General features: G+C 41.0%; 28 protein-coding genes. 1 reads left to right on the top strand and 27 read right to left on the bottom strand.

Going from position 1 to position 24,993, the window contains the following annotated elements; genetic code table 11:
* Positions 1-6: 6 nt before the first annotated feature.
* From SY83_RS13190 to SY83_RS23665, 6 genes are all read right to left on the bottom strand, one after another.
* Positions 7-357, bottom strand: a complete 351-nt coding sequence (locus SY83_RS13190; RefSeq protein ID WP_068607207.1) for a type II toxin-antitoxin system PemK/MazF family toxin — start codon at positions 355-357, stop codon at positions 7-9.
* 3 nt (positions 358-360) lie between these two features.
* Positions 361-642 (bottom strand): CopG family ribbon-helix-helix protein, encoded by a 282-nt coding sequence (locus SY83_RS13185; RefSeq protein WP_068607205.1) that lies wholly within the window; start codon positions 640-642, stop codon positions 361-363.
* 196 nt (positions 643-838) lie between these two features.
* Positions 839-2,038, bottom strand: coding sequence for an alanine racemase (gene alr / locus SY83_RS13180; RefSeq protein ID WP_068607203.1), 1,200 nt, complete (start codon positions 2,036-2,038; stop codon positions 839-841).
* A 189-nt stretch (positions 2,039-2,227) separates the two neighbouring features.
* On the bottom strand, positions 2,228-3,490 hold the full coding sequence (locus SY83_RS13175) for an outer membrane lipoprotein-sorting protein (RefSeq protein ID WP_068607202.1): 1,263 nt from the start codon (positions 3,488-3,490) through the stop codon (positions 2,228-2,230).
* Between the two features lie 217 nt (positions 3,491-3,707).
* Positions 3,708-3,833: a hypothetical protein gene (locus tag SY83_RS23670; RefSeq protein ID WP_269453453.1), complete on the bottom strand. Its 126-nt coding sequence runs from the start codon at positions 3,831-3,833 to the stop codon at positions 3,708-3,710.
* A gap of 80 nt (positions 3,834-3,913) precedes the next feature.
* Complete coding sequence (locus SY83_RS23665) at positions 3,914-4,042, bottom strand: hypothetical protein (protein WP_269453452.1); 129 nt, start codon at positions 4,040-4,042, stop codon at positions 3,914-3,916.
* Positions 4,043-4,237: 195 nt separating this feature from the next.
* On the opposite strand from SY83_RS23665, the gene SY83_RS13170 reads away from it, so the two are divergent.
* On the top strand, positions 4,238-4,771 hold the full coding sequence (locus SY83_RS13170) for a hypothetical protein (protein ID WP_068607200.1): 534 nt from the start codon (positions 4,238-4,240) through the stop codon (positions 4,769-4,771).
* 34 nt (positions 4,772-4,805) lie between these two features.
* On the opposite strand, the gene SY83_RS23660 is transcribed toward SY83_RS13170, so the two are convergent.
* From SY83_RS23660 to gmd, 21 genes are all read right to left on the bottom strand, one after another.
* Positions 4,806-4,940 carry a hypothetical protein gene (locus SY83_RS23660; RefSeq protein WP_269453451.1) on the bottom strand — a complete coding sequence of 45 codons (135 nt, stop codon included), beginning with the start codon at positions 4,938-4,940 and terminating at the stop codon, positions 4,806-4,808.
* 18 nt (positions 4,941-4,958) lie between these two features.
* The gene (locus SY83_RS13165; RefSeq protein ID WP_068607197.1) at positions 4,959-5,729 is read right to left on the bottom strand and encodes a tyrosine-protein phosphatase; all 771 of its coding nucleotides are present in this window, start codon (positions 5,727-5,729) and stop codon (positions 4,959-4,961) included.
* 30 nt (positions 5,730-5,759) lie between these two features.
* Complete coding sequence (locus SY83_RS13160) at positions 5,760-7,166, bottom strand: undecaprenyl-phosphate glucose phosphotransferase (protein WP_068607195.1); 1,407 nt, start codon at positions 7,164-7,166, stop codon at positions 5,760-5,762.
* Positions 7,167-7,174: 8 nt separating this feature from the next.
* Positions 7,175-8,044 carry a glycosyltransferase family 2 protein gene (locus tag SY83_RS13155; protein WP_068607194.1) on the bottom strand — a complete coding sequence of 290 codons (870 nt, stop codon included), beginning with the start codon at positions 8,042-8,044 and terminating at the stop codon, positions 7,175-7,177.
* A 72-nt stretch (positions 8,045-8,116) separates the two neighbouring features.
* Positions 8,117-9,061, bottom strand: a complete 945-nt coding sequence (locus SY83_RS13150; protein WP_068607192.1) for a glycosyltransferase family 2 protein — start codon at positions 9,059-9,061, stop codon at positions 8,117-8,119.
* 6 nt (positions 9,062-9,067) lie between these two features.
* Positions 9,068-9,910: a dTDP-4-dehydrorhamnose reductase gene (gene rfbD / locus SY83_RS13145; protein WP_068607189.1), complete on the bottom strand. Its 843-nt coding sequence runs from the start codon at positions 9,908-9,910 to the stop codon at positions 9,068-9,070.
* A complete protein-coding gene (gene rfbB, locus SY83_RS13140) occupies positions 9,910-10,899 on the bottom strand; it encodes a dTDP-glucose 4,6-dehydratase (RefSeq protein ID WP_068607187.1) in 990 nt (329 codons plus the stop codon). Before rfbB ends, rfbD begins: the two co-directional genes overlap by 1 nt.
* Before the next feature lie 17 nt (positions 10,900-10,916).
* Complete coding sequence (rfbC, locus tag SY83_RS13135; RefSeq protein WP_068607184.1) at positions 10,917-11,459, bottom strand: dTDP-4-dehydrorhamnose 3,5-epimerase; 543 nt, start codon at positions 11,457-11,459, stop codon at positions 10,917-10,919.
* A gap of 12 nt (positions 11,460-11,471) precedes the next feature.
* Complete coding sequence (locus SY83_RS13130; RefSeq protein ID WP_068607182.1) at positions 11,472-12,215, bottom strand: sugar phosphate nucleotidyltransferase; 744 nt, start codon at positions 12,213-12,215, stop codon at positions 11,472-11,474.
* Positions 12,216-12,233: 18 nt separating this feature from the next.
* Complete coding sequence (locus SY83_RS13125; RefSeq protein ID WP_082882519.1) at positions 12,234-13,127, bottom strand: decaprenyl-phosphate phosphoribosyltransferase; 894 nt, start codon at positions 13,125-13,127, stop codon at positions 12,234-12,236.
* Between the two features lie 15 nt (positions 13,128-13,142).
* On the bottom strand, positions 13,143-13,538 hold the full coding sequence (locus tag SY83_RS13120; protein ID WP_068607180.1) for a divergent PAP2 family protein: 396 nt from the start codon (positions 13,536-13,538) through the stop codon (positions 13,143-13,145).
* Entirely contained in the window at positions 13,538-14,683 is a 1,146-nt protein-coding gene (locus SY83_RS13115) for a glycosyltransferase (RefSeq protein WP_068607179.1), read from the bottom strand. The genes SY83_RS13120 and SY83_RS13115 overlap by 1 nt, the downstream gene beginning before the upstream one ends.
* Positions 14,684-14,710: 27 nt before the next feature.
* On the bottom strand, positions 14,711-15,085 hold the full coding sequence (locus tag SY83_RS13110; RefSeq protein WP_082882518.1) for a magnesium chelatase ATPase subunit I: 375 nt from the start codon (positions 15,083-15,085) through the stop codon (positions 14,711-14,713).
* A gap of 21 nt (positions 15,086-15,106) precedes the next feature.
* The gene (locus SY83_RS13105) at positions 15,107-17,233 is read right to left on the bottom strand and encodes a hypothetical protein (RefSeq protein WP_068607176.1); all 2,127 of its coding nucleotides are present in this window, start codon (positions 17,231-17,233) and stop codon (positions 15,107-15,109) included.
* 51 nt (positions 17,234-17,284) lie between these two features.
* A complete protein-coding gene (locus tag SY83_RS13100; RefSeq protein ID WP_068607174.1) occupies positions 17,285-18,454 on the bottom strand; it encodes a glycosyltransferase family 4 protein in 1,170 nt (389 codons plus the stop codon).
* A gap of 13 nt (positions 18,455-18,467) precedes the next feature.
* Positions 18,468-19,526 (bottom strand): glycosyltransferase family 4 protein, encoded by a 1,059-nt coding sequence (locus SY83_RS13095; RefSeq protein ID WP_068607171.1) that lies wholly within the window; start codon positions 19,524-19,526, stop codon positions 18,468-18,470.
* Positions 19,527-19,542: 16 nt separating this feature from the next.
* Positions 19,543-20,997 carry a methyltransferase domain-containing protein gene (locus tag SY83_RS13090; RefSeq protein WP_068607169.1) on the bottom strand — a complete coding sequence of 485 codons (1,455 nt, stop codon included), beginning with the start codon at positions 20,995-20,997 and terminating at the stop codon, positions 19,543-19,545.
* On the bottom strand, positions 20,994-22,214 hold the full coding sequence (locus tag SY83_RS13085; protein ID WP_068607167.1) for an ABC transporter ATP-binding protein: 1,221 nt from the start codon (positions 22,212-22,214) through the stop codon (positions 20,994-20,996). The genes SY83_RS13090 and SY83_RS13085 overlap by 4 nt, the downstream gene beginning before the upstream one ends.
* A gap of 12 nt (positions 22,215-22,226) precedes the next feature.
* A complete protein-coding gene (locus SY83_RS13080) occupies positions 22,227-23,000 on the bottom strand; it encodes an ABC transporter permease (protein ID WP_068607165.1) in 774 nt (257 codons plus the stop codon).
* Positions 23,001-23,059: 59 nt separating this feature from the next.
* Complete coding sequence (locus tag SY83_RS13075; RefSeq protein WP_082882517.1) at positions 23,060-24,022, bottom strand: GDP-mannose 4,6-dehydratase; 963 nt, start codon at positions 24,020-24,022, stop codon at positions 23,060-23,062.
* The gene (gene gmd / locus SY83_RS13070) at positions 24,022-24,993 is read right to left on the bottom strand and encodes a GDP-mannose 4,6-dehydratase (protein ID WP_068607160.1); all 972 of its coding nucleotides are present in this window, start codon (positions 24,991-24,993) and stop codon (positions 24,022-24,024) included. Before gmd ends, SY83_RS13075 begins: the two co-directional genes overlap by 1 nt.

Here is a 24,993-nt window from a genome sequence, read left to right as displayed (position 1 = left end):
GGTCCCTTAAAATTCAATTAACCCCACGCTAATCTGTAACGAATCATCCACTTTACGCATCGTTTCTTCGTCCAGGTGGGTAATCTTATCCGTTAATCGCTGCTTATCGATCGTTCGAATCTGTTCAAGCAGAATTACCGAGTCCCTGTCAAAACCGTGCGTTTCCGCCTCAATCTCGACATGCGTCGGAAGCTTCGCCTTCTGGATCTGAGCGGTGATGGCCGCTACAATCACAGTCGGACTGAAGCGATTGCCAATATCATTCTGGATGACCAACACCGGACGGACTCCGCCTTGCTCGGACCCGACGACCGGAGAAAGGTCGGCAAAAAATACATCGCCGCGTTTCACAATCAATGGTTACACCCCGCTAACTAGACGGTCCAGAATGCTATCCGCATCTTCCTCCGCATAGAACGCTTCCGATGCCATGTTTAGGTTGATTTTGGCCATCTCCATATAACCGCGTTGCATCGAATCACGAAGCTGCCTTTTCTTACGTTCGGTGAGATACAATCTCATGGCTTGACGGATAAATTCACTGCGGTTGGAATTTTCTTTTTCCACGATCCCGTCGACCTCCTGAAGTAGATAATCCGGCAAACTAATCATAATTCTCTTCGTGTTATGCATATTGGACACTAATCCCGCACCCCCAAAACATTTCCAAAACCGTTATTACCATTATGTCGTGACTTCAGCCAAATTATACAAGAGTAAATATATGCGCATCGTGTATCAACTATGTTGTATTCGTCCTACACAGACGGATCTATTACCTTATTCAACACGAAGCGACATATTCCTCTTTTGAGCGGCCCTGCTGCTGCTTCCATCTTTATCCTTCGACAGGCATCAGCGCGTGTACAACCTCTTCGGGACGCCCTTCACGCAAGTAAACCCGCGGAATCCGGTGAGCTACCATGCACGTAACCTCGTAGTTAATCGTACCCAAATGAGCCGCAATGTCCTCCGCTGAGATCACCAAATCTCCTTGCCGGCCCATCAGGACGACTTCTTCCCCGATCCCAACATCCATTCCCTCTTCAGGCAAAATCGTAAGGTTCAACATGCACTGATCCATGCATATGGTGCCTACAACCGGTACCCGCTGACCTCGTACCAAAGCTTCCGCTTTGCCTGTCAGCATTCTGGAGTATCCGTCGGCATAGCCGATCGGTACGGTCCCGATGCGTTCCTGCGTCTGCGTATAATATCTTACGCCATAGCTGATACCCTCGCCTGGAGGGAGTGTTTTCACATTGGACAATCGGCTCACAATGCGCATGACCGGCTTCAAATCCACCCAATCCGCGGGCACCTCATCCGAAGGATATAAGCCGTACATGCTGATGCCCAGCCGGACCATGGAATAGCTCCATTCCGGAACCTGAATCGCGGCTGCGCTATTCCCGGTGTGGATCAACGGAAACGATACGCCTTGGGCCTCGAATGTATCCAGCACCTTTTGAAACCGTTGGTATTGCATATGCGTGTAACTTAAATCCGCTTCATCCGCACAGGCGAAATGAGTGAATACCCCTTCTACCCTCACCCCAGGCATACCCATCGCTTTCTGTATAAAAGGGACGGCATCCTCTGCCAGAATACCAATCCGGCCCATGCCCGTATCCACCTTCACATGAATCCGCAACGGCTGCCCGGTCCCCTTCTCCTTGCTTGCATAACAGCATTCCGCTGCTTCCAATACATCATTTGTGTACACATTTAAAGTAATATCATGATCGATGGCGGCTTGAATCCCCTCGGCGGGCGTATGCCCCAGGACAAGAATCGGTGAAGCAATACCCGCTTGACGCAACTGAATCGCTTCATCCAGAAAGGCAACGCTTAAATAATCAACGCCCCATCGCACTGCCGCTTTGGCGATGCCGACTGCACCGTGCCCGTAAGCGTTGGCCTTCACCGTAGCCATGATCTTCTGACCGGCCGGCAGCCTGTTTCTGAATTCGTTAAGATTATGCTCGAGCGCATTTAAATCAATTTCGGCCCGGGTGGGACGATAGTAACTCTCCATAATTGTGTGTTCACCTGCTTCATCTTCCATTACTAGCGATTAAGTCATATCCCTTATGTTAAAGGGCTTCGCCTGTACTGTCAATGAACAGGAGTTCCGCAGATACCGTGAAAAGGTGGAGCTTAGAGAGGCTCCACCCGTCCTACAGTCTATTATTTTACTATATATCCTACAATTTGGGCGGTTGTTTTACTTGCCAATTTCACCCTGTACGGATTGCGCGATGCGAATGAATTCGTTGTCCGTCAAATCACCGGAAGATAAGCGGAACTCCACGCCGTCATGATTCCAGGTAAGTGTACGAATGGCTTCGCCTGAGATGACGCCAAGCGGGAAGCCAAGGTCCATCAAATCGCCGGGAATAGCAGTTGCCGTGTGGGAGTCCACCTTGGAGCGCGTCTGTACAAGCGTATAGTTATACTCGCCCGCATAGCGCATGCTTACAGCGTTGCTCTCGCCCAGCTTCAGCTCGGTTTCATCTTTTTTGACGACACCTTCAGGCAGGTAATCCGGTTCGATAACAGGCAGATTTGGTTGAGCTTCCGGTTGCTCGGCCACTTCATGACCTTTCTCGGCTGCGGCTTCTTCCTCTTGCTTCTCTGTCTCCGTACCTTCTGCCTCTGTTCCCTCGGTTTCCGTGCCTTGAGCTTCTTCCTTGCCTTTATCGTTCACTTCCGCATTCACAGCCTCATCCGCGGCTTTCTTACCAGCTGCATCAGTACTTTCTGTCTCTCCTGCCTCAGTCTCTTTGGTAGCTTCGCCGGCTACAGCTTGTGCTACGTCCGCTTCTTCCTTGCTGATCGTCGGGATCGTGGACAAGGACGCTGTCATGTTGCGCTGCATATCGAAGGAATCCTTATCAAACTTCTTATTGAATTCAAATTGATCAAAATTCACTTCCACCACCACATTGGCGTTGGAATCAGACACTTCAACCTTTTGCGGGGCGTAGTCATCCTTGCTCAACCAGATTTTCTGGCGCGCCAGCGATCCGTTCTGATAATTAGCCACCACATCAAACAGGTAGTTTTCCTTGTCCGAAGCGAACTGGCGGGTTTGGTCCATCAGAATGCTTTGCAGCAGCGTTTGGTACAGATACACTTGACCTTGTTGATCGGGCCAGTTGCTTTGGAAGCGGAAGCTCTTGTTCAAGTGCGGCGTCAGGACGAATACCCCGTCATCATTGCGCAATACCACCTGGGAAATATCCTTCTTCTCGTTCTGCAGAGAAATCCGGTAGAAATGAGGCTGCTTATACCAGATTTCCACATTATACTCCTGAGGCTGCTGCCCCGTATGAAGCGTCATCGTGCCAGTGCCTTGATAGCTGTCCAACTTCTTCGCTTTACTTTCCAGTTCCTTGACCACGCCTGAAGCATCTTTCGCCCCGCATGCTGCCAACAGAAAGGATACGCACATCACCATGGCCAATATCCAGGCGACTTTCCGCATAAGCTCAACCCCTTATGATTAATGGTTTCACAACTGATAACATGTCTATGAGGGTACTTGGACAATTATGCAGACTAGCATGACAAGCACTTATTTATTCGGGGCACAATCATTCGCCTAAGCCGTCGCCGACATCACTCTCCCGGTTGATTTCTCATTCTTTACACGCAAAAAACCCCCGCAGCTCAGCTGCGAGGGCACATTGTGGGGAATAAGATCAAAATATATATTTAAAGACCGCGGTAAGAATCACAATCCACATAACCGCCCCGAGTACGATGCCAATAAGGAGGCCTCTTCCGATAGTCACGGAATCCGGTTCCGGCACTTGGTTCTCTTCCATCTGCATCCCTCCCGCCACTCAACTGCTTGTTTTATCAGTATAGGAGGAAGGGACACAGAATATACGACGATCGGTACGATTTATCTGCGCAGCAACCTTCTTGACTTTGACCATAGCTTAATCCAGATTCTCGCCTCTTCATCCCGGTAAAACCGAATCCCTGCGATCTTCAGCGGTGTCCATATTTCACTGAAATTATAAAGCGGCATGTTGTCATAACCTCCTCATTACGTTAGTTTTATATTAATTTTAATATGACAAGAGCGATTATTTTGTCACAATTTGTAGTAGGATTAAATTAATTTAATGTCAATTTGACTATGGCTGCCATGACAGGGAGGCAATCTTCTAACGAAATTGGTATACTGGCTGTATTACAACTTTATAAGGGGGGAGAACTTTTTATGCGGAAACGTTCCAAAACCATCTGGTTTGTGTTAGGCGCGATCGTTATTCTTGCCGGTGCAGCGGTTTGGGCAGGCAAAATTTATATATCCAATCAGATGGTCTCCGTCATCACGAAACTAGCCGATAATCCCGAGACGCAGAAGGAATTGGATCAGATTACGAAAGAGCTGTCGGACGATGCCAAAGCCCAAGCCATTCTCGAAGAGACCGGTCAGGCCGCCATAGCGGATTCCAAGGGGAACGGTGCGGAAGCTGACACCGGAACAGAAACGGGTGCCGGATCGGGCTCAAACCCTGAGAAAGCAACCGACTCGAAAGCCGCTTCCAAAGCACCGAAGCTTGATTCCAAAGATGAAGCGACACAATATGCCATGAGCAAGTTTAGCGCCAAGGAAATCGTTAAATATATGGATCTGTATCGGAATCAAAGCAGTCTGACACCCGAGAAGAAAGAAGAGATCAAGAAAGACATCCTCTCGCGTTTCACCGCGGAAGAGATTCAGGCTTTACTTGCCGCATCGAAGAAATAAAATAACGCCGCAGCGACCGCTGCGGCGTTTCCTTTTACTTCAGCACATATTTCACCACAATAGCTATAATGGCAATCCAGAGCATGGCGCCGAGCGTCATACCGATCAGAATTCCGCGGCTAACCGACAATGGATCTTGTTTCGGTTCCTCTTTACGTTTGTCGTCCATATCGTGTTCCCCCGCTTACTACTTCCAGAATTTAAACCAACCTTTTGAGGAAGCGGCCTGCTTGATCGGCCATGCTTCAATGTCCTCATTCCCGGCCAGGAGCTGGGCATTCTGCTTGTAGTATTCCACATAGGTGTCACCCAACCGCGCCGCGATTCCGGCATAGGCCTCTGTCATTCGAAACGGCCGGTGTGTCAAGTTATGAGCATCTGATGATACGAAATGGATCAGGTTGCTACGGCAAAGATCGTACGATACCTTCTGAATCTTGTCACCGAAGCCGCCTAGCAACGAATGTGTCGTAATCTGAGCGAGGGCTCCGTCTTCCACCAGGCGCTGCAGCTTGTCCGGCTCGGCCGAAATCTCAGCATTCCGTTCGGGATGGGCGATCACCGGGGTAATTCCCATAATCCGAAGCTCATGCATGAGCTCGCTGATGTTTCGGGGGATTCGCGCGGAGGAGAACTCGAGCAGAATATAACGCGATCCGTTCAGCGTTCGGACCTTCCCCGCATCCAGATCATCCAGCAAAGCGTCATAGACCCGCACCTCTTGACCGGGAAGGATCGTCAGGTTGATCGCCCGCTCCTGAAGCTTCAGATTTAACGTTTCAACCGCGACGGACACCGCGTCCGCTTCATTCCAATACGTGCCGTTCGCATGATGCGGTGTTGCGATAAGGGTCCGAATTCCGTCCTTGAACGCCGCTTCCGCCATGTTCATCGCATCTTCCATAACCTGCGCCCCGTCATCCACGCCCGGCAGAATATGTGTGTGAATATCAATCATGATGTGCACCTTCCGTCTGCCCTGCGGCCATTAGTACGCGTTCTTATTGACAAACCCGTTCACAAACGTCTTCATAATGATTTTGAGATCGAACAAGAACGTCCAATTTTCTATATAAAATATGTCATGCTTAATGCGCTCCTCAATCGAGGTATCGCCGCGCAGTCCATTCATCTGGGCCCATCCGGTGATGCCCGGGCGAATATGATGTTTGACCATATATTTAGGGATGTCTTCCTTGAATTGTTCCACATAATAAGGACGCTCCGGACGAGGTCCGACGACACTCATATGCCCCAGCAGAACATTCAGGAACTGCGGCAGTTCATCCAGACTTGTTCTTCGTAGGAGCTTCCCGAGAGCCGTCATGCGCGGATCGTCCTTCACCGTCCAGCCTGTATCCGACGTATGCGCATAATCCGTACGCATCGAGCGAAATTTATACATAAAGAAATTTCGTCGATTTAACCCGACGCGCTCTTGCTTGTAGATAATAGGCCCTTTGGAATCCAGCTTGACAGCGAGCGCAATGAGCAGCAGCAACGGACTGATAATAAGCAACGTGGCCGCGGAGAACAGAATATCGAAAGCCCGTTTCAACAGGCGGTTCCGAACCTCATCCAACGGAATGTCTCTCACATTGATTAGAGGAATCCCCGCAAAATTATCGAAGTACGGCCGCGAAGGCAGCACATCGAAGAAATCCGGGATAATCAGCGTCTTGACGCCGTCGCGCTCACATACGTTGATAATCTGCGCATACTTGTGATGCGCGTCCAACGGCAGCGCGATGATGACTTCATCCACGAGATGTTCTTTCAACGTCGCTTCGAGATCGTCAATAGCGCCCAGAATCGGCTTCATATTTTCATTCGGCTGGTCGTGCACATCCTTGTGATCATCGAGGAAGCCCAGCACTTCAAAGCCCAGCTCAGGATGATGATTCACGGATTTATAGAATCTGCGGCCCAGCGTTCCCGCACCGAGAATCAAGACGAACTGCTTGTTGTATCCCCGGCTGCGCATGCCCCGTTGGGTTACCTTCAGAAGATAGCGGTAGAAGCTTAACGCAAGGATATTATTCATAATAAACAGGAGCAGGAAGGAACGGGAAACGTCCACTTCCTTATAAATAAAGAGGACACTCAGCAAGATAAACAAACTGATAATATGGACCTGAATGACCTTATAGAATTCAAAAGCGTAGTTTTTGCGCCTCTTGGAAGTATAGAAACCGACAATATACCCTGTACCTACAGCGATCAGTCCATATACGAGCGCCCATAGGAAATACCGATTAAAAGGTAATGAATGCTCGAATGGAATCCATCCGCTCTGGAATTTAAGCCAGTAGGACAGCAGGAAAATGACCTGGATGCACACGATATCCGTAATTGCGTATAGTTGTGCAAAGACCGATTGATTTTGCCTTACCATCTAACCACTCACCTCACAGATCCGAATCGATTCAACAACAACGACATGGCGTACTTAACACCGATACCCGCGTAGACCATACCGTTCACCAGCCAGGGATACTTCTTCTGATAATGCTTGCGGTGAAAGAGAATCATCGCGCGATGAAACTCATAAATAATTTTCTTTGGCTTCTTCCTTGAACTCGCGCCTTTCAGATGCGTTATCCGGGCTTTAGGGTAGTAGTAAATGCCCCAACCGGCTTCTTTCATCCGATAACACCAGTCAATATCTTCGCCGTACATGAAGAATTCCTCATCCAGCATCCCAACTGCATCAATCGTATCGCGGCGAACCATCATGAACGCGCCCACCAGGCAATCGACAGGATAATCTTCATCCGGGTTTAAATACCCCAGCTGATATTGATTAAACCGCTCTACCTTGGGAAACAGCTTGGAGAACCCGAACGCGTAATAGAAAGAAGCCGAGGGAGTCGGGAAACCCCGTTTACAGGCTTTATCCAGGCTGCCATCCGGAAGCACAACTTTACAGCCCGCAGCGCCCACCGTAGGGTTTTCATCCATGAATGTGATCATCGTACGCAGCGTATCCGTTTCCACCAAGGTATCCGAGTTCAGCAACAGGATGTATCGACCGGATGCGGCGCGGATGCCGATGTTATTGCCTTTGGAGTAACCCAAATTCGCGTGATTCTCTATCCTACGCACTTGGGGAAACTTCATGCCCACTTGGCGCATCGTATCATCGACGGATCCGTTATCGACCAGAACCACTTCATATGCATATGTACCCATTTCGGAGCGTTCCAAAGAGGCGATGCAATCCAGCGTCAGCTTCTCCGTGTTATAATTCACAATGATTATGCTTAAATCCATTCGTTGTTCACCAAGTAAATTCGACATTTATTTTCCTATTATACTACTATTTTGTTAAAAGACTATGAACATTTATGTAAAAAATCGATAGATTTCCTTCCAGCCCCGTTTACGGCCCCGCATCAGATGCCTGCGTTTCTCCAGGATTTCCGGAATGTTGCGCACCAGATCCACCCAAGCCCCTAACACTTGCGGCTCCTTCAGAAGCATATAACCGAAGCTTGCGATTTCAAAAGGCAGGATTCGGAACGCTCCTCTGAGCATGTAGAGCGGGGATTCGTTTTTGAGCATCATTTGGTACCGATTGATATAGGAGTATTTCCGTATAAAAAGCGGTCTGGAGTTTCGGGATTTAGGCTTCCACCCACGCTCATGATGAGCGGTTGCTTCAGGAACGTAACGGGAGGTCCATCCGCGAATTTGCGCTCTCCAGGCCACATCAATGTCTTCTTTATAGGCAAAAAAGGTCTCGTCAAAAAACTCCCCCTTCCAGCTGATATCCTCCACCATCGCGCGGCTGTAAAGTGCAGCGGCTCCGGATACCCCGAATACCTCGGCGGGTTCGTTAAAGTTCGCTTCCGGCTGGCCTTGGCCGCGGTCGAAGCAACGGCGGGAGGCCTTGATATCGAGGCCGGTGCTGTCGATCAAATCGGGGTGTTCCGCGGACAATAACTTGCCGGTGAGGCTGCCGACGGCTGGGTTGTTTTCAACGATTTTCATAAGATGATAAAGGTAATCCGGATGCAGAACCACATCCGGATTAAGAACCAAGTAATAATCGGCGTTGGACAGTTGGATCGCCTGGTTGTGACCTTGGGCGAACCCGACATTGCTGGAATTGATGCTCACCCTGCAGCGTTCCCTGTACTTCTGAAGCTGCTCCTTCGTCCCGTCGGTGGAAGCATTATCGATGATGATGATCTCCCGGATCGGATACGTTTGTTTGAACACCGCTTGCAAGCAGTCGTTAATATCTTCTGCGCTGTTGTAGGTAACAATATGAACACTAAGTTTCATGTGGGTTTATCCTTTGTGTTGGGATAGGAAGTCGCGAAGCGCTTCTCTCCATGGTCTCAAGTCTGTGAGTCCATTTGTGCGGATCGACAGGTGCTCCATCACGGAATTGGACGGGCGTTTGGCCGGTCGAGGGAACTCCTCGGTCGTGCATGGAACGGTACGTACTTCAATGGATGCTTCCTCGAAAATCGCTTGAGCGAACTCAAACCAGGAACAAGCCCCGGTGTTGGAAGCATGGTATACGCCGAACTTGTCGGTTTGCACCAGTTCCAGCAAGAATTGCGCTAAGTCCACCGTGTAGGTAGGCGAACCTATTTGATCATGGACGACTTTTAGCTCGTCGCGTTCACGACCAAATTTCAACATCGTCTTCACGAAATTGTTGCCGTATTCGCCGTACACCCATGAGGTGCGTACGATGAAATATCGGTGGTTGAGGGTTTGGGTAAGGATTTCCCCTGCGCGTTTGCTTGCGCCGTAGACACTTTGCGGGTCTGTATTGTCATACTCGCGGTAAGGCTGGGTTCCCGTTCCGTTAAACACGTAGTCCGTGCTGATGTAACAGATCTTGGCTCCGACTTCTTGCGCAGCCACGGCCAAATTCCGCGTACCGACCGCATTCACCGCGTAAGCTTGAACTACCTCGGTTTCCGCCAGATCAACCGCCGTATAGGCTGCGCAGTGGATGATCACATCGGGATGGAAGGCAAGGACTTGCGTCCTAACCTGATCCGCGTTGGTGATATCCAAACCGTCTCGTCCGAGCCCCAGCACTTCATGGTCCTTCCTAAACAGCAGGACCACATCCTGCCCCAATTGACCGTTTGCACCAGTAACCAGAACCTTCATTACGGGTTCACCTGTTGGTATTCGCCGGTAAGGATCCGGTTCCACCACTCTTGATTGTCCAGGTACCATTGAATAGTATATTCAATGCCTGTGTCGAAATTATGCTTCGGCTTCCAGCCAAGCTCGTTCGTAATCTTGGTCGCATCGATGCCGTAACGGCGGTCATGTCCAAGACGATCTTGTACATATTGAATCAGACTGTCCGGCTTCCCTAATTGTTGTAGAATCGTCTTTACAATATCAATATTAGGACGCTCATTGTTCCCGCCGACATTGTATACTTCACCGTTCTTCCCTTGGTGAAGAACCAAATCAATTGCGCTGCAATGGTCCTCGACAAACAACCAGTCACGCACATTCATGCCGTCGCCATACACTGGCAACGATTTATCCGCTAGTGCATTTGCAATCATAAGTGGAATTAACTTCTCAGGGAACTGGTAAGGTCCATAGTTGTTCGAACAACGTGTGATATTAACAGGCAGACCGAAAGTTTCGTGGTAAGCGCGAACCAACAGGTCGGAGCCTGCTTTACTCGCGGAATACGGAGAATTTGGCGCCAAAGGCGTCTCTTCCGTGAACAAACCCGTTTCACCCAGCGTTCCGTACACTTCATCCGTGCTCACATGGACAAATTTCTTCACATTGTGTTTCTTTGCCGCATCCAGCAACACTTGCGTTCCCATCACATTCGTCATGACGAACACTTCAGGACCTTCAATACTGCGATCCACGTGCGATTCCGCAGCAAAGTGAACTACATAGTCTACACCTTTGGCAAAAATCCGCTCAACTAGCTCTTTGTCCGCGATATCGCCTTTGACGAACGTGTAGTTCGGGTGATTAGCAACAGACTGCAGGTTCTCCAAGTTACCTGCATACGTCAACGCATCCAGGTTGATGATGTTGTAGTTCTCGTACTTGTTCAGCATGTAAATAACAAAGTTACTGCCTATAAATCCGGCACCGCCGGTGACTAGAATATTCATGTTCGCCGGACCTCCATCTAAAAAGTCTCCGCATCTTTCATCAGGGGGTGTTTCTGATCTTTATCGGAAAGAATTGGATTCAACGTTGGCCAATCAATATTCAAGGATGGGTCGTTCCAGGCAATTCCTCGGTCATGTTCTGGAGAGTAGACCTCATCTACCTTATACAGAACCTCTGTATTAGGAACAATGGTACAGAATCCATGAGCGAACCCGCGAGGAACAAGCAGTTGCCGTTTATTGGCTTCACTAAGAATAACACCTACCCATTGACCATAGGTTGACGATTCTTTGCGTATATCCACTGCCACATCATAAATTGCGCCTTTAGCAACACGAACTAATTTAGTTTGTGCTTTCGGTGCTAATTGATAGTGTAGTCCACGCAATACGCCTGGTTCAACAGAGAGTGAGTGATTATCTTGAATAAAAGTCATGTTAATTCCAACATCCGCAAACTTATGACTCGTGTAACTTTCCAGAAAAAAGCCACGATGATCCTCGAATACAGCCGGCTCAATAATTAGTACGCCAGCAAGCTTCGTTTGGATTACATTCATTTATGCACCCACTTATAGTTTAAGTTTCCCAAATTCTTCACCAAAAGAAAGTTCATAGGCAAGTTCATTGGCCTTAGATAAGGAGGCATGCGTTCCCGCATCCGTCCACCATCCAGTAAGGATATCGTACGTAAGTTGGTTATCAGAAATATAAGCATTATTAACGTCCGTTATCTCCAATTCTCCGCGACCTGAAGGTTTCAATGTCTTGATGATCTCGAACACACGGCTATCATACATATATATGCCGGTCACCGCGAAGTTACTCTTAGGCTTCTGCGGTTTTTCTTCGATGGAGATAATTTTATCACCTTGCAGTTCAGTAACTCCGTACCGTCCGGGGTCATGTACTTCCTGAATCAAGATCTTAGCACCAACTTCTTGTTCAGCAAAATTGTTCACGAAGGAAGTTATTGACTCTGAGAAGACATTGTCACCCAGAATAACTACCATTTGATCACCGCAGACAAATTGCTCGGCCAAGCTCAATGCTTGGGCAATACCTCCAGCTTCATCCTGAACCTTATATGTAAAATTTGTCCCCATGGAAGCCCCGCTGCCCAGCAAATTCACTACGTCGCCCATATGGTCTTTTCCGGTAACAACTAGAATATCAATAATGCCAGCTTCCTTTAGCTTGGAGATACTATGAAAGATCATAGGATACTTACCTACAGGAAGCAGATGTTTATTGGTTACTTTAGTCAGAGGATATAATCTCGATCCTGTTCCGCCTGCTAGTATGACTCCTTTCATGGTGAACCTCCTATATTTTTATAATTGTGTCTTAATCAGAACCACAACTAGACCGAACATAATAACAGTCGCTAGAATATGTTTATCGTTAAGTAGTATTTCTTCAGGCTTTCCTCCACCATTCTTCTTATGAATAAGATAATAATAGCGAAATACCCCATAAATTGCCAATGGAATTGTGTACATCATTCCAGATTCTTGAGATGCAGCATACATAGAGAAGAACATCAATAACAGTCCTGTTATAACAGTCATAAGTTGATCAAGTAACTCTACACTATAATGCTGCAGAACTTTCCTTTGCTTCTCAGGAATGTCATTAAACAAAACTAATTCATGCCTTCTTTTACCCAATGCTAAAAAGAGCGATAGACCAAGTATGCAAAGAATAAACCATGATGTTATTACCCCACCGGTTGCAAAGGCTCCACATACTGCTCTTAAGACAAATCCTGAAGCTATTATCATCACATCAATTAATACTACATGCTTTAATCTGAGCGTATAAAACAGATTAATAATGAAATAAAGCATAACAATGAAAAGAACTTCTGTATTTATTAAGAATGCAATAGTTAGAGAAATAAAACATAAGAAAATTGCTGAAGTCACTGCAGCAGGAACAGATAATGCACCTGAAGCTAACGGACGTTTACATTTATCTGGATGTTGGCGGTCTTTCTCGATATCCACAATATCATTAATTATATAAACCGTACTAGAAATGAATGAAAATGCTATAAATGCTAAAAATGCATTAATAAAAGTGGAAGTTAGAAATATGTTTCCTGAAAATAGTGCAGATGCGAACACCAAGATGTTCTTTGTCCATTGTTTCGGACGCATCTCTAAAAGTAAATTTAGCATCATATTGGCTTGATTCTTTTTAGCAGCAACCATTACTCTATTCATCTATCCACACCTCCTCTAAAAACAAATATGAAAACCGAGTGATATTAAAATTCCCAATATCAATCCGCCCGCTATCTCTATTTTGCTATGTCCGACTCTTTCTCTTAATCCGGCTTCATTATCCTTTGTGTTCAAATAGGTTGCATGGTACCCAACTTGTCTTCTTATACCGCTGGCATCAAATATTACAATCATTAGTACAGCAATGCCAAGTCCGAATGCGGGGTCATACCAACCTTCGTTTAAACCAATTAATGAAGTTATGGAGGTAATTACAGTTGTATGATTACTTGGGAAGCCACCATTTCCAATTAATTTCTTTGCGTCCGAGCCATGTTGTATAGCATTAATAGCAAATTTAAGAACTCCGGCAACAAACCAAGCAACGAGCGGAACTAGGAAATACGGCATTAGTTTATCTCCTGTGAATAAAATTGATTATTATCTTTAAACATTTGAATATATTTATTCTTTGCACTCTCTACACCATACAATGAGTTAATATAACTTGTAGGTTTAACGTACTGATTCTTATTTTGTAATACTGTAATAATTTTATTGGTTAAATCATTAACATCTTTGGGCTCTACAATCTCTCCCATCTTTGTGTTCCCTACAATTTCTCTTACCCCAGGTAAATTCGTTGCCACTACCGGAACCCCTGCAAGCATGGCCTCTATCTGTACCATTCCAAAAGCCTCGAGAGAATTAATACTAGGTAATACAAATATATCAATTGATCGATAAAAGTTTAAGATTTCACTATCTGATAAGCGGCCTGTGAAATGTACATAGCTTTCATCCCATCCTATGTTAGCCTTCAATTCCGTATAAACACTACCGCCTGCAACGCTTTTGTAATCACCAACTATTTCAATTTCCAAATTTGGAAATACTTCTTTAAGCTTAGGGGCTGCTCTTAATAATACATCTATCCCCTTCTCCTCTACTATCCTACCACAGAAACCTATACGAAGTTTTTCTTTAGATTTGTTTATATTGTCATGATGGTTTAATAATTTCTCATAAGTAGGAGATGTAGGTTGAATTTCAATTAATTTCTCTGCAAATTTAGGAAGAAATCTTGAATTTTCAGCATAGTCACTACTTGAGATAATTACTTTATTTGCCCTATTCAACGCAACAGACGATGATTTATCCATTACTTTTGTTATAAGTTGATTAAGCGTTGATTTAGTTAAGTGGATATCACATTGATATGTAATATAAAGTTTATGTTTCTCAGTTAGCATACTTAAAATTCCAGATTCTATCATAGGTAAATGTAAATTTACTATATCCGCCTCTTTCTGTAACTTTGCGAATAACTTTAGGTATGCAGGGCTGATATATCCTTTACTTATCTTAAATAAAATATCTGCCCTAACCACTTTTACACCGTTAATATGCTCGGTGTTACTTAGGTTTTCCTCATGCTTAGCCGTTAATACCGTAACATCGTGATCTTTGGCAAGCTCTTCTGCTAATGAACGAGCACATTCAGATAACCCACTTATATAAGGATAATAGTAATTTAACACTATTAATATTTTCATTTTACTACTTACCTCTCTTTTCTTTGACTAACCCTTTAATGTCATAATTACAACACCGATAGTTATTATTACAGCTCCAATAATTCTAGCCATGTTAACCGGTTCTTGAAATAAGTAATAACCTACAATCAACGAAAATATATAATTAACTGATAACAAAGGACTTACAAAACTCAGTTGATATTTAGATAGAATTACAATCCAAGTTACAGCACTTACAAAGTAAAGTACCAGTCCCAAGAAAATATAAGGATTAATTAACACATAAAAGACAGATAATATATCTCCACTCATTATTGAATTAATCCTATTAGTCTCTCTCATAGCTCCAAGCTTAATTAAAGGAGGTCCTCCAACACCAGTTAAAACAATGATGAAAATCATAACAAACATCTTTAGCATAATTTAAGTTAGACTCCTTATTTACTCTGTCATCTTAATATTTTGGATAGCTATGCCTAACATTCTCGGATCACTACCTACTTGTACAGCCCCTTCACGAACCTTAATTTGAATTTCAAAGCCCGAACTACTATTCGAATTTAATATTGGAATGGAATATGTTTGCTTGTCATTTGTAATCTTTATTTCGGAAATTTTCTTATCCGAGACGAATATGTCTAAAGTACGCTCTTTAACTTCTGGCGGTAAATAAGCATTAAATTCTATGGAATTACTTATATTTTTCCTCGAACTTAAGTTGAGAGTAAACTTCTCTTCTGTCCACCTTGTTGGAACATTAGCCCATCTCTCAATCTGATGCCAACCTACTCCTAAGTTTAACTTAAAATCGTTGTTCGAATTGCGTATTAAATTAAACTTTTGATTACTCCAGATTGTTTCTCCATTTTGGGGTGTGATGTCTGTAGCACTTTGTTTGAGTGTATATTTAACAGGGGCGTTCTCTTGTTTGTTCAATGGAGTGAAGTATGAGTTAGAATTAACAAAAAATAAACTTCGTTCTTTCAAAAAATATGCAATCATATGTTGCTCATTCATTGTATAACCCTCTATATACAAGGTTTCATTTATTGGAATGAGTTTTTCCATTTCATTCAATTCCAGATAGGTGTTTGTTATCAGGTGACCATTATTTAATATTCCGTTTTGTAGCTTGTACATTTGAGGAATGTTAAAAATTAATAACACCGCGAGAAGTAAAGGTAGATATCTTTTTCTTTCATTTTTAAGTAGTTCATTCGTACCCACTGAGAATAGTAACATAGCTATAGGTATTGCGAACATTAATGTTTTGTAATAACCATATGGGAAATGATTTATAAAAGTTAAGTAAAATAACATCAATACAATAAAAGACAGATATAACAGAATATATCTAAATACTTCCTTCTTTAATTTTATTAAACCGAATAACATTACTGCTATAATAATTATTGAAATTAATATTATTAACAAAGTAGGTTTGTTATAATCGAGCGTTTTTATTCCCAACAACATTAAAATTTGATTTGAAAATGGAATGTATTCAACAATACCAGTATTATTTTGCGTTGTTGTATACGCAAATAAGTTATATCTGACGCAGAGATATACAGCAACCGGATTAAGAAGTATACAACAAACGATAAGTAACGATAACCTTTTTAATAAATCAAGTAGTTTATGTTTTTCTATAATCGCAAGATATACAATATATATGAATACAGGAAGAGCTAAGTAAGCAGTATATTCACTATATATTGATATTAAGCCAACTATACTTAACGCAGACTGCAGTAGAAGTTTATTGTTCTTCTCATGAAATAACCGATATAATAGTCCTATACTTAACAAATAATAAGCATTACCACCAAGTTGTGGCATGTATTGAGTGGTAAACATCCAGTAAACTAATGAGTTTATTGATGACAGAAACATCCATGTATATGTGATTGAGTTGGAGAGTTTAAAACAGTACTTTGACACATAGTAAGTTGCTAAAGCTACAAATATCACATATAAACAAGACATAATGTTAAATGTATGTATTGCACCGATATTAAAAAAATCCATGCCCAATGTGTTTATATAATCTGCACCTACTCGAGAAAAGCGAGAAAAGTGAAGTTCCGCAATTGAGTAAAATGGATGCAACTGGTCAGATATAGGCTTAGCAAAATAAGTGTGATCTTGAAGCCATTCAGGTATGGATAGATAAAAAATTAAATCATTGTTTATACTTGAAAAAGAAGTAGGGAAACCAGCAATGATTGACGGCATGGAATATATCAACACAACTAATGTTAATATGGTTACAACATAGTAATTAACATTATTGTTTAGGTAAGATTTAATTCTAACTTTATTTGTCATATTTATAGCAAGTATCAGACCACCAGTAACGATTAAAGGTGTAATATATTTCGTACCTACAAATATTCCAGCCGTTTGAAGAATAGAAATCAATATTGACATACCTAAAAAAGGGAGCAAAATAACACTCCCTTGTTGATTATCAATATATTTATCAACAAACTTTATTCTTGTTACTAATCCATATGCAGAGGATAAAGATACATAAAAAATTAAAACAATAAGAAAATAAAACATACAATTGTACCATCCTTTATGAATTAAGCTGGTGTTCAATATTTATTGAAGTTAGCTTTCTATCGCATCCTTGAACTTTGTTATTATAACATCCCATGAATAATTGCTATCAACATACAACTTTCCGTTGACGCCCATCTGAGAGGAAACTTCCGGATTTCTTATAATGTATTCAATTGCAGCTGCGAACTCATGTACATTATTATAATATAATCCGCCATTGGACCTTACACAGTGACCTACGAGCACATCACATTTCGCGTTAACCACTACCGGAACTTCCAATGAGAGACTTTCAATAACTACCATAGAAAACGATTCATATTGGGAAGGCATAATTAATGCTTTAGCATATTTCATAAATGAGTATTTTTCTTTCTCATTTACAAACCCTAGAGGTCTAATCTTAGGGTTATTGGGAATATCCATAGCAGCTTTTCCTATTAGCACCAACTGTGGAGCATTGGGAACATTTTCAATATATTGCATATAATAGTTCAGCATTTCTTTACAACCTTTGGATTCATCAATACGGCCAGCATAGATAATATAATCTTCAGGAAGATTATATTTCTCCATTATATTTTGTTTAGAATATAGCTCGTCCGGGCAATCCACACCAATTCCAATGACATCGTTCTGAATATGGGCATTATTGAATCTCTTCTGAACGAAATGTTTCTCTTCTTGAGTTAAAAACAAGAGATACTTAGGTAAATTAAATTCAGAGTTAAACATATTTAAATAAATATATGGTTCATCATGTGCTGTAGGTACAAATATACTTTTTTCCGGCGCAATATGTATACCGAAGTAGGTTGGGTAATATAAATAGGTATAATATATGATTTTATCATAGCTGTCCTTATGTTGTTCTAAATGAGTTAGAAGATCTGGTACATGTGGACCCATATTTTCCATCCAATCGTATTCTTCATGAATAGAATGGGATTGAGTAAGCATTCGGGTATTGATTTTATCAAATTTTATGTTATCTCTAGGACTAGTTACGCTAAATCTACGTACAGTTACACTATTAATAACTTCAATATTTTCTGTATACTCGTTCTTCCAAGTTACGTAATCTATTGCTTTGCTAGTAATAATTTCAACGTCATAATCATTAGTTAAACGCTCAGCAATAAGTCTACAGCTCAACTCAGAACCACCGTTTACTTCTAATCCATAACGTTGAATTACGAATGCTATCTTCTTCTTCACAATAATCTCTCCATTAAAATACAGATAGTATCTTTTCAATAAAATCTTTACTTGTTTTCTCTGAACCTTGTTCCTCTAAAATTCTTTTTTGATTTGTTATTATAGTATCTCTTAATTGTGGGTTTTTCTGAAGATAATGAATAACTCCTGCAACAACTTGATGATTCTTTTCCTTGAATAGTATACCACCATTGCCAAGAGTCTCTGGCAATGCAGAAGAGTTAAAACAAACAATCGGTATTTCATGATGCATTGCTTCTAATAGAGGTACACAAAACCCCTCATGCTCACTCATAACTAAAAATACATCTGATTTTTGATAATAAGCAACAATTTCATCAAATGTAACATGTCCACTAATTACTACATCTCGATCAAGATTGTAGATGGATATTAGTTTCTTCAATTCTAAGTAGTATCTTTCCATGCCCAGATAATTACCAACCAAATATAATTTAGATTCGGCATCAAAATATTTCTTATAAACGTAGAATGTCTTAATTATGTCTTCTTGCTTCTTATTTGGTGCGATTCTACCTACAAACAGTAATTTAGTTCCTTTTACTTTGCTTATATTTTCGAGTATTTTTGAATTAGGTTGCGTTTCCTCAAAATCATTAAAATTAACTAATAGAGGTAAGACATTTACATTCTCGTATCCCAAGTTTATCAGTTCATTGCAATTGTACTCAGAATCACCGAACGCAGCATCTACATGTGGCTTTAAAGTTCCCAATTGCTCCCTACCCCATTTACACAGATGTTCAGCATCATTAGAATAACCACTGAAGAATTGCGATGGAGTTATGTTGTGATAAATCATTACTTTCTTCTTTTTATAATGTCTAATTGTCTCTGAAATCTGACTGCCTATAGACTTGTGATATATAATATTTTTGTTTTTAGGACAATCGCTAATATCCTTTACAATCTGTTTAAGTTTAGGGTGTACATTTTCAGCATAAATATTAGATTTGATGCCATGATCTCTTAATAACCGCATAATGGTTAGAGCAGAGTTACTTACAGCATCACCGTAAGACACAGTTGATAATAGCTGGTTTATCTCCATATTTCTATATATCCCCTTACTTTTTGCCTGCAACAAAATAATCCTGTTTACCAAATATAAACTCGTTCATTATGCTTATGGTTTCATTAAATCGATTAGCAGTGTCTTCATTCTCATGCTCCAATTTCAAAGCAGGGACAATTAATCTTTCTTCATTCGGTGAGAAATATTGAAGCTCAACATCTTTGTAACCCTTCGACTCCAATATAAATTTAGCAGTGAATGGGTGCACTGGCTTAGTATGTGTCGGGTCCAGGTAGAAACTTTGGGCAAATATAGATAATGACATCGGGTTAGGGGTCTCAGCTATAAACCATCCGTCTTTTCTAAGCTTCTGATAGGCAACCTGTGCTACCTCAAGTATTTGTTCCAAAGTCAGATGTTCAATAACTTGACCTAAAAATACACCGTCTATCGAATCATCATCAAGTTGTTTAAGATAAACTAAAGCATCTCCATGAACTGCTGGAATTCCGATCCTATTACAAAAATCAACCGCATCTTTGTTTAAATCTATTGAAATAGTATCTATTCCGGTTTCATTTAGTAGTTCTGTAAATTCTCCACGGCCACAACCAATATCCAGAACTAACAAATTGGGTTTATTCCAATATTTTAGATACTGACTTTGTTTACCTTTAATCATTTCTCGGGGTCCACGATATTGCTCTTCGAATTCAAAATAGTCAAAATATGTTTTCTCACTAGTCTCAGAATCATTACCGATTCTTTCCTGGATGTTGCCAGGCTGATTCTGTTGCATATTCTTCAACTGGTGATTATGAATATTTGCAACTGCTTGAAGATGGTTAAATTGTTGAATCATATTGCTGTTTATTTGTGAAACTTTAAATAAATCATTGTTGCGTTCTTCGGTCAAGCGTTGTAAACTTTCATTCATTATAGCAACTTGTTTTTCAAATTTATCACTAACGGTTTTAACCATTTCGGCTTGTGACTCTAAAGTTGCAATTTTAGCCGTTAGTTTTTGTAACTCTTGAGTCAGTGTATTATTTTGATAAACTAGTTTTGCTTGTTTCTCATCTAGTTTATTGATGAAATTCATTCTCTCTTTTTCAGAATGAGGATTAGTTTGAGTTGATTTTAACTGCTGATTTAAATATCTTACTAAATTTGCATTAAAATCAATTTGTCTCTGAAAGTTAACACCTACATACCATCTTGTGATCTTTCTTATCACTTTCTTTGCTGTAACAATGAAAGGGCCAATGAATCTGCGGTGTGAGGTAATTTCAAAATTACTGTCATAATTCCACGAACGGTTTAAACGCTGATTCGAATCTAATAACTCCATCAAATCCTCGTTCGTTTGGCCATGCGCGCTATACAGCACCTTTAAATCGATCATTGGATCATTTAAATCCTCAGTTATATTTCGTTCTATCAAATCCTTCTTTATCTCTTCCATAATTAAAGTAACATCCACATTACTGTCTTTAATCTCTATCATAATTTACCTACTTTCTCATTACTTGTTACCTGCCACTCGTGATTAATCTTAAACATGCCGTGCTCTGCTGTGTTGGAAAAGACAGAAAATTCTACGGCACTCTTAATATAGTGATATGGCGCACCATTCTCATGATGAGCGGCAATGTCAATTTCATATAACCCTTGTAGTAAATTTAGTTCAGGGATTTTAATTTCTACACGACCATATTCTCCCAATATCACGGGTACCTGTTCAATCAATGTATTTGTACCATATATACATTCTCGATTCTTAGTATATACAGCAAATCCGAAGACAATAGAGGTCGGGAAGTCTGTTACTTTGTATTGGAATTGAATTCTAATCCTCTCGGAAGAACTGAATTTATTTATTTGGACATTTTCACTGTCGTATAGATAAATATCTGTTATCTTCACAGAACCATTTCCGAATTGCTCGTTAGTAATGGATTCCTCTTGAATTTGATGTGACTCATTTCCTTTATTAAGCTTGTTCATATATTTCAGAACAACCTCTTTAACATTACCATCTTCTTTAATTTCACCAAGTTCAATCCAAATAGCACGGTGACACAATCTTTCAATGGTACCATTGTCATGACTTACAATGACAATAGTAGTTCCCAATGATTGTAATTGTTTGATCTTCTCAATGCATTTCGTTTGAAAGGCTGCATCCCCTACTGATAATATTTCATCTATTAACAACAAATCAGGTTCAACATTTATAGCAATTGAGAAAGCAAGCCTCATATACATACCCGAAGAATATATCTTAACGGGTTTATAGATATAACTTTTCAACTCTGAAAATTCAATGATGTCGTTGAGCTTGCTGTTAATTTCTTCTTTAGAGTATCCCAAGATTGTTGCATTTAAATATATATTTTCAAGCCCCGTAAACTCCGGATGAAAGCCTGCACCCAATTCTAACAAGCTGGATACTTTACCAGTTACCTTAACTTCCCCCTTATCCGGGTATAGAATTTTCGAAATTAATTTTAAAAGAGTACTTTTTCCAGATCCATTACGTCCAACTAAGGCGACTGTCTCACCTTTTTTAATTTTAATATCTATATTCTTTAAGACAACAGGTTCAATTTGATTTTCGACCTTGTCCAATTTCCTTTGTACAAAGATCTCTTTAAGAGTTTTCTTTCTAGCAGTAACATTCCTATAAGTTTTAGATACATTAGAAATTTCAACACTATACATTCTCTTTCACCTCTATATCATTTCAGCCATTCTTCTATTAAGTTTGTGGTGTAAGTAATAAGCAAAAAACAATAATAATGTAAAAATACAAGCACAAATTGCTAAAGATGCGAAATCGGGGCTTTTTTGATAATAGAAAATATCCTGATATGCCTTGACTATGGGTGCTACAGGATTAAGTTCGAAAATTTGTTTATATTTTTGAGGAATTAATGTAGAAGGATATATGATAGGAGTAAAGTAAAACCATAACATGGTAAGAATATTGGTAATATGTTCAATATCCCTGAAATACACAGTTAATGAAGAGAGAATTAATACGATGGCAAAAGTTAAAATAGATTGAATAATTAATATGAGCGGGAAATATAGAGCGTAAACACTCAATCCTATTCCGGAAATATACAAAGCTGCAATAAGAATAACCATACCGTATAAATAATTAATATTACCTGTTAGAACGTTAGCTAAGGGAAGTACTTCTCTTGGAAAGTAAATTTTCTTAATAATATTAGAATTTCTGATGTAAATTCCTGTACTCGTGTTTACAGTTGCAGAAAAATTTAACCATGGCAATAAACCTACAAACAAGAATACTGAATAATTCTCAACGTCCATTCTCATAATGGTTGAGAAAATCAGAGTATATACGCCTAACATAAGTAACGGAATCATAAAGGTCCATAGCATTCCAAAAACTGAACCTCTGTATCTTGATCGCAACTCTGAACTTGTTTGAGAGAATAACATATGACGATAGTTATATAATTCAATAATTTTGTTCAACTAACTTACCTCACTTTGTGGACTGATTCTTGTCTAAGAGGTCTTAATAAGAGAAGTTATCAGACTTTAATGATTTCTCTATAATAATTCAGGGAATCAGCTAATGAAGTTGATATATGGAATTCAGGTGTCCAAGATAACTCATGCTGTATCTTCTCGTTAGATCCGTAATAATCAGGTACATCAATCTTGCGAATTAATTTCGGATCAACATTAACAGTAATTTTAATATTCGACATACTAACAAGTGTATCCAGTATAGATCGAATAGAGATGGAAATCCCCGAACATACATTATAAATCTCACCTTGAGTGCCATATTGAAGCAGAAGGAAATAACTTCTCACAATATCCCTAACATCAAGGAAGTCCCTCTTCGCATCTAAATTACCAACATTCATAACAGGGGCTTGTTTTCCCAGTTCGATATTAACTATTTGTGCACTAAAATCTGGTACCACGAATCCCAATGATTGTCCTGGTCCGATATGATTAAAAGGTCTTGCATGCAATATATTCAAACCGAATTGTCTAATATAATACTCATTCACCGTTTCAACTAAATACTTAGATAAACCGTACGGGCTTACAGGTAAGAGTCGCTCAGACTCCCTAATTGGCATTTTACCTTGATCGATATATCCATACTCTTCTGAGGAACCTACAGACAATACTTTGAGCTTATTAGCAAGGGTACTTTTTCTTATACCTTCATATAACGATACGGTTTTTGAAAGGTTTACATCAACAGTACCAGATATATCAGACCATGAATCTTTTACAGAACTTTGAGCTGCTAAATGAATAAGACCATCAGGTTGAAAATGATCTAATAGATTTTTTACAAATTCTACATCAGAGAAATCACCTTTAACATAGGTGTATTTATCGTGTATATCAGAGGGTTCTTGCGAACCCTCTCCACGACCTATTCCTATGACCTCGCACTGTTGGCTAAGACAAAACTCTACTAAATGTTTTCCTACAAAGCCATTGCACCCGGTTATAAGGATTTTCATCATTAGTTACCTAGTGCTTGATACTTTTTCATATCACTGTCCACCATCATCGTAACAAGTTCTTTAAATGAAACTTCTAATTCCCATCCCAAAGTTTCCTTAGCTTTCGTGCAATCACCTAACAATAAATCCACTTCAGCCGGACGAACGAATTTTGGATCTACAACGACATAATCACGCCAGTTCAGTCCAACATGGCTGAATGCGATTTCGACAAGTTCTTCTACAGTATGCATTTCTCCTGTGGAGATTACATAATCATCTGGCGTGTCTTGTTGCAACATCAACCACATAGCCTTCACGTAGTCTCCCGCAAAACCCCAATCCCGTTGAGAATCAAGGTTACCCATGCGCAGCTCCTTCTGCAGACCTAACTTAATACGCGCTGCAGCATCCGTAACCTTACGAGTTACGAACTCAACACCACGACGGGGAGATTCATGGTTGAACAGGATTCCTGAGCATGCGAACATATTAAAGCTTTCGCGGTAATTTACAGTAATCCAATGTCCATAGACTTTAGCTACGCCATACGGACTGCGCGGGTAGAATGGCGTCGTTTCTTTCTGTGGTGTTTCTACTACTTTACCGAACATCTCACTGCTCGAAGCTTGATAGAATCTAGCTTCTGGCTTGGCAATACGTACAGCTTCCAACATATTTGTTACACCAATACCTGTAACTTGCCCTGTCAATACAGGCTGATCCCACGAAGTTCCGACAAATGATTGGGCAGCCAAGTTATAAACTTCATCAGGATTCGACAATTTCACCGCATGAATAAGGGAGCCAAGGTCCAATAGATCACCCTCGACAAATTCTATTTGGTCCTTAATATGCTCAATGTTCTCTAGAATTGGAACACTCGTTCTTCTTCTAAGACCAAATACTTTATAACCTTTATCTAATAATAATTCAGCCAAATATGATCCATCTTGACCCGTAATTCCTGTAATTAGTGCTGTTTTACTCAT

This window comes from Paenibacillus swuensis (genome assembly GCF_001644605.1).
GTDB lineage: Bacteria > Bacillota > Bacilli > Paenibacillales > DY6 > Paenibacillus_N > Paenibacillus_N swuensis.
Note: the sequence above shows the minus strand (reverse complement) of the source record. Positions and strands in the feature narration are given on the sequence as shown.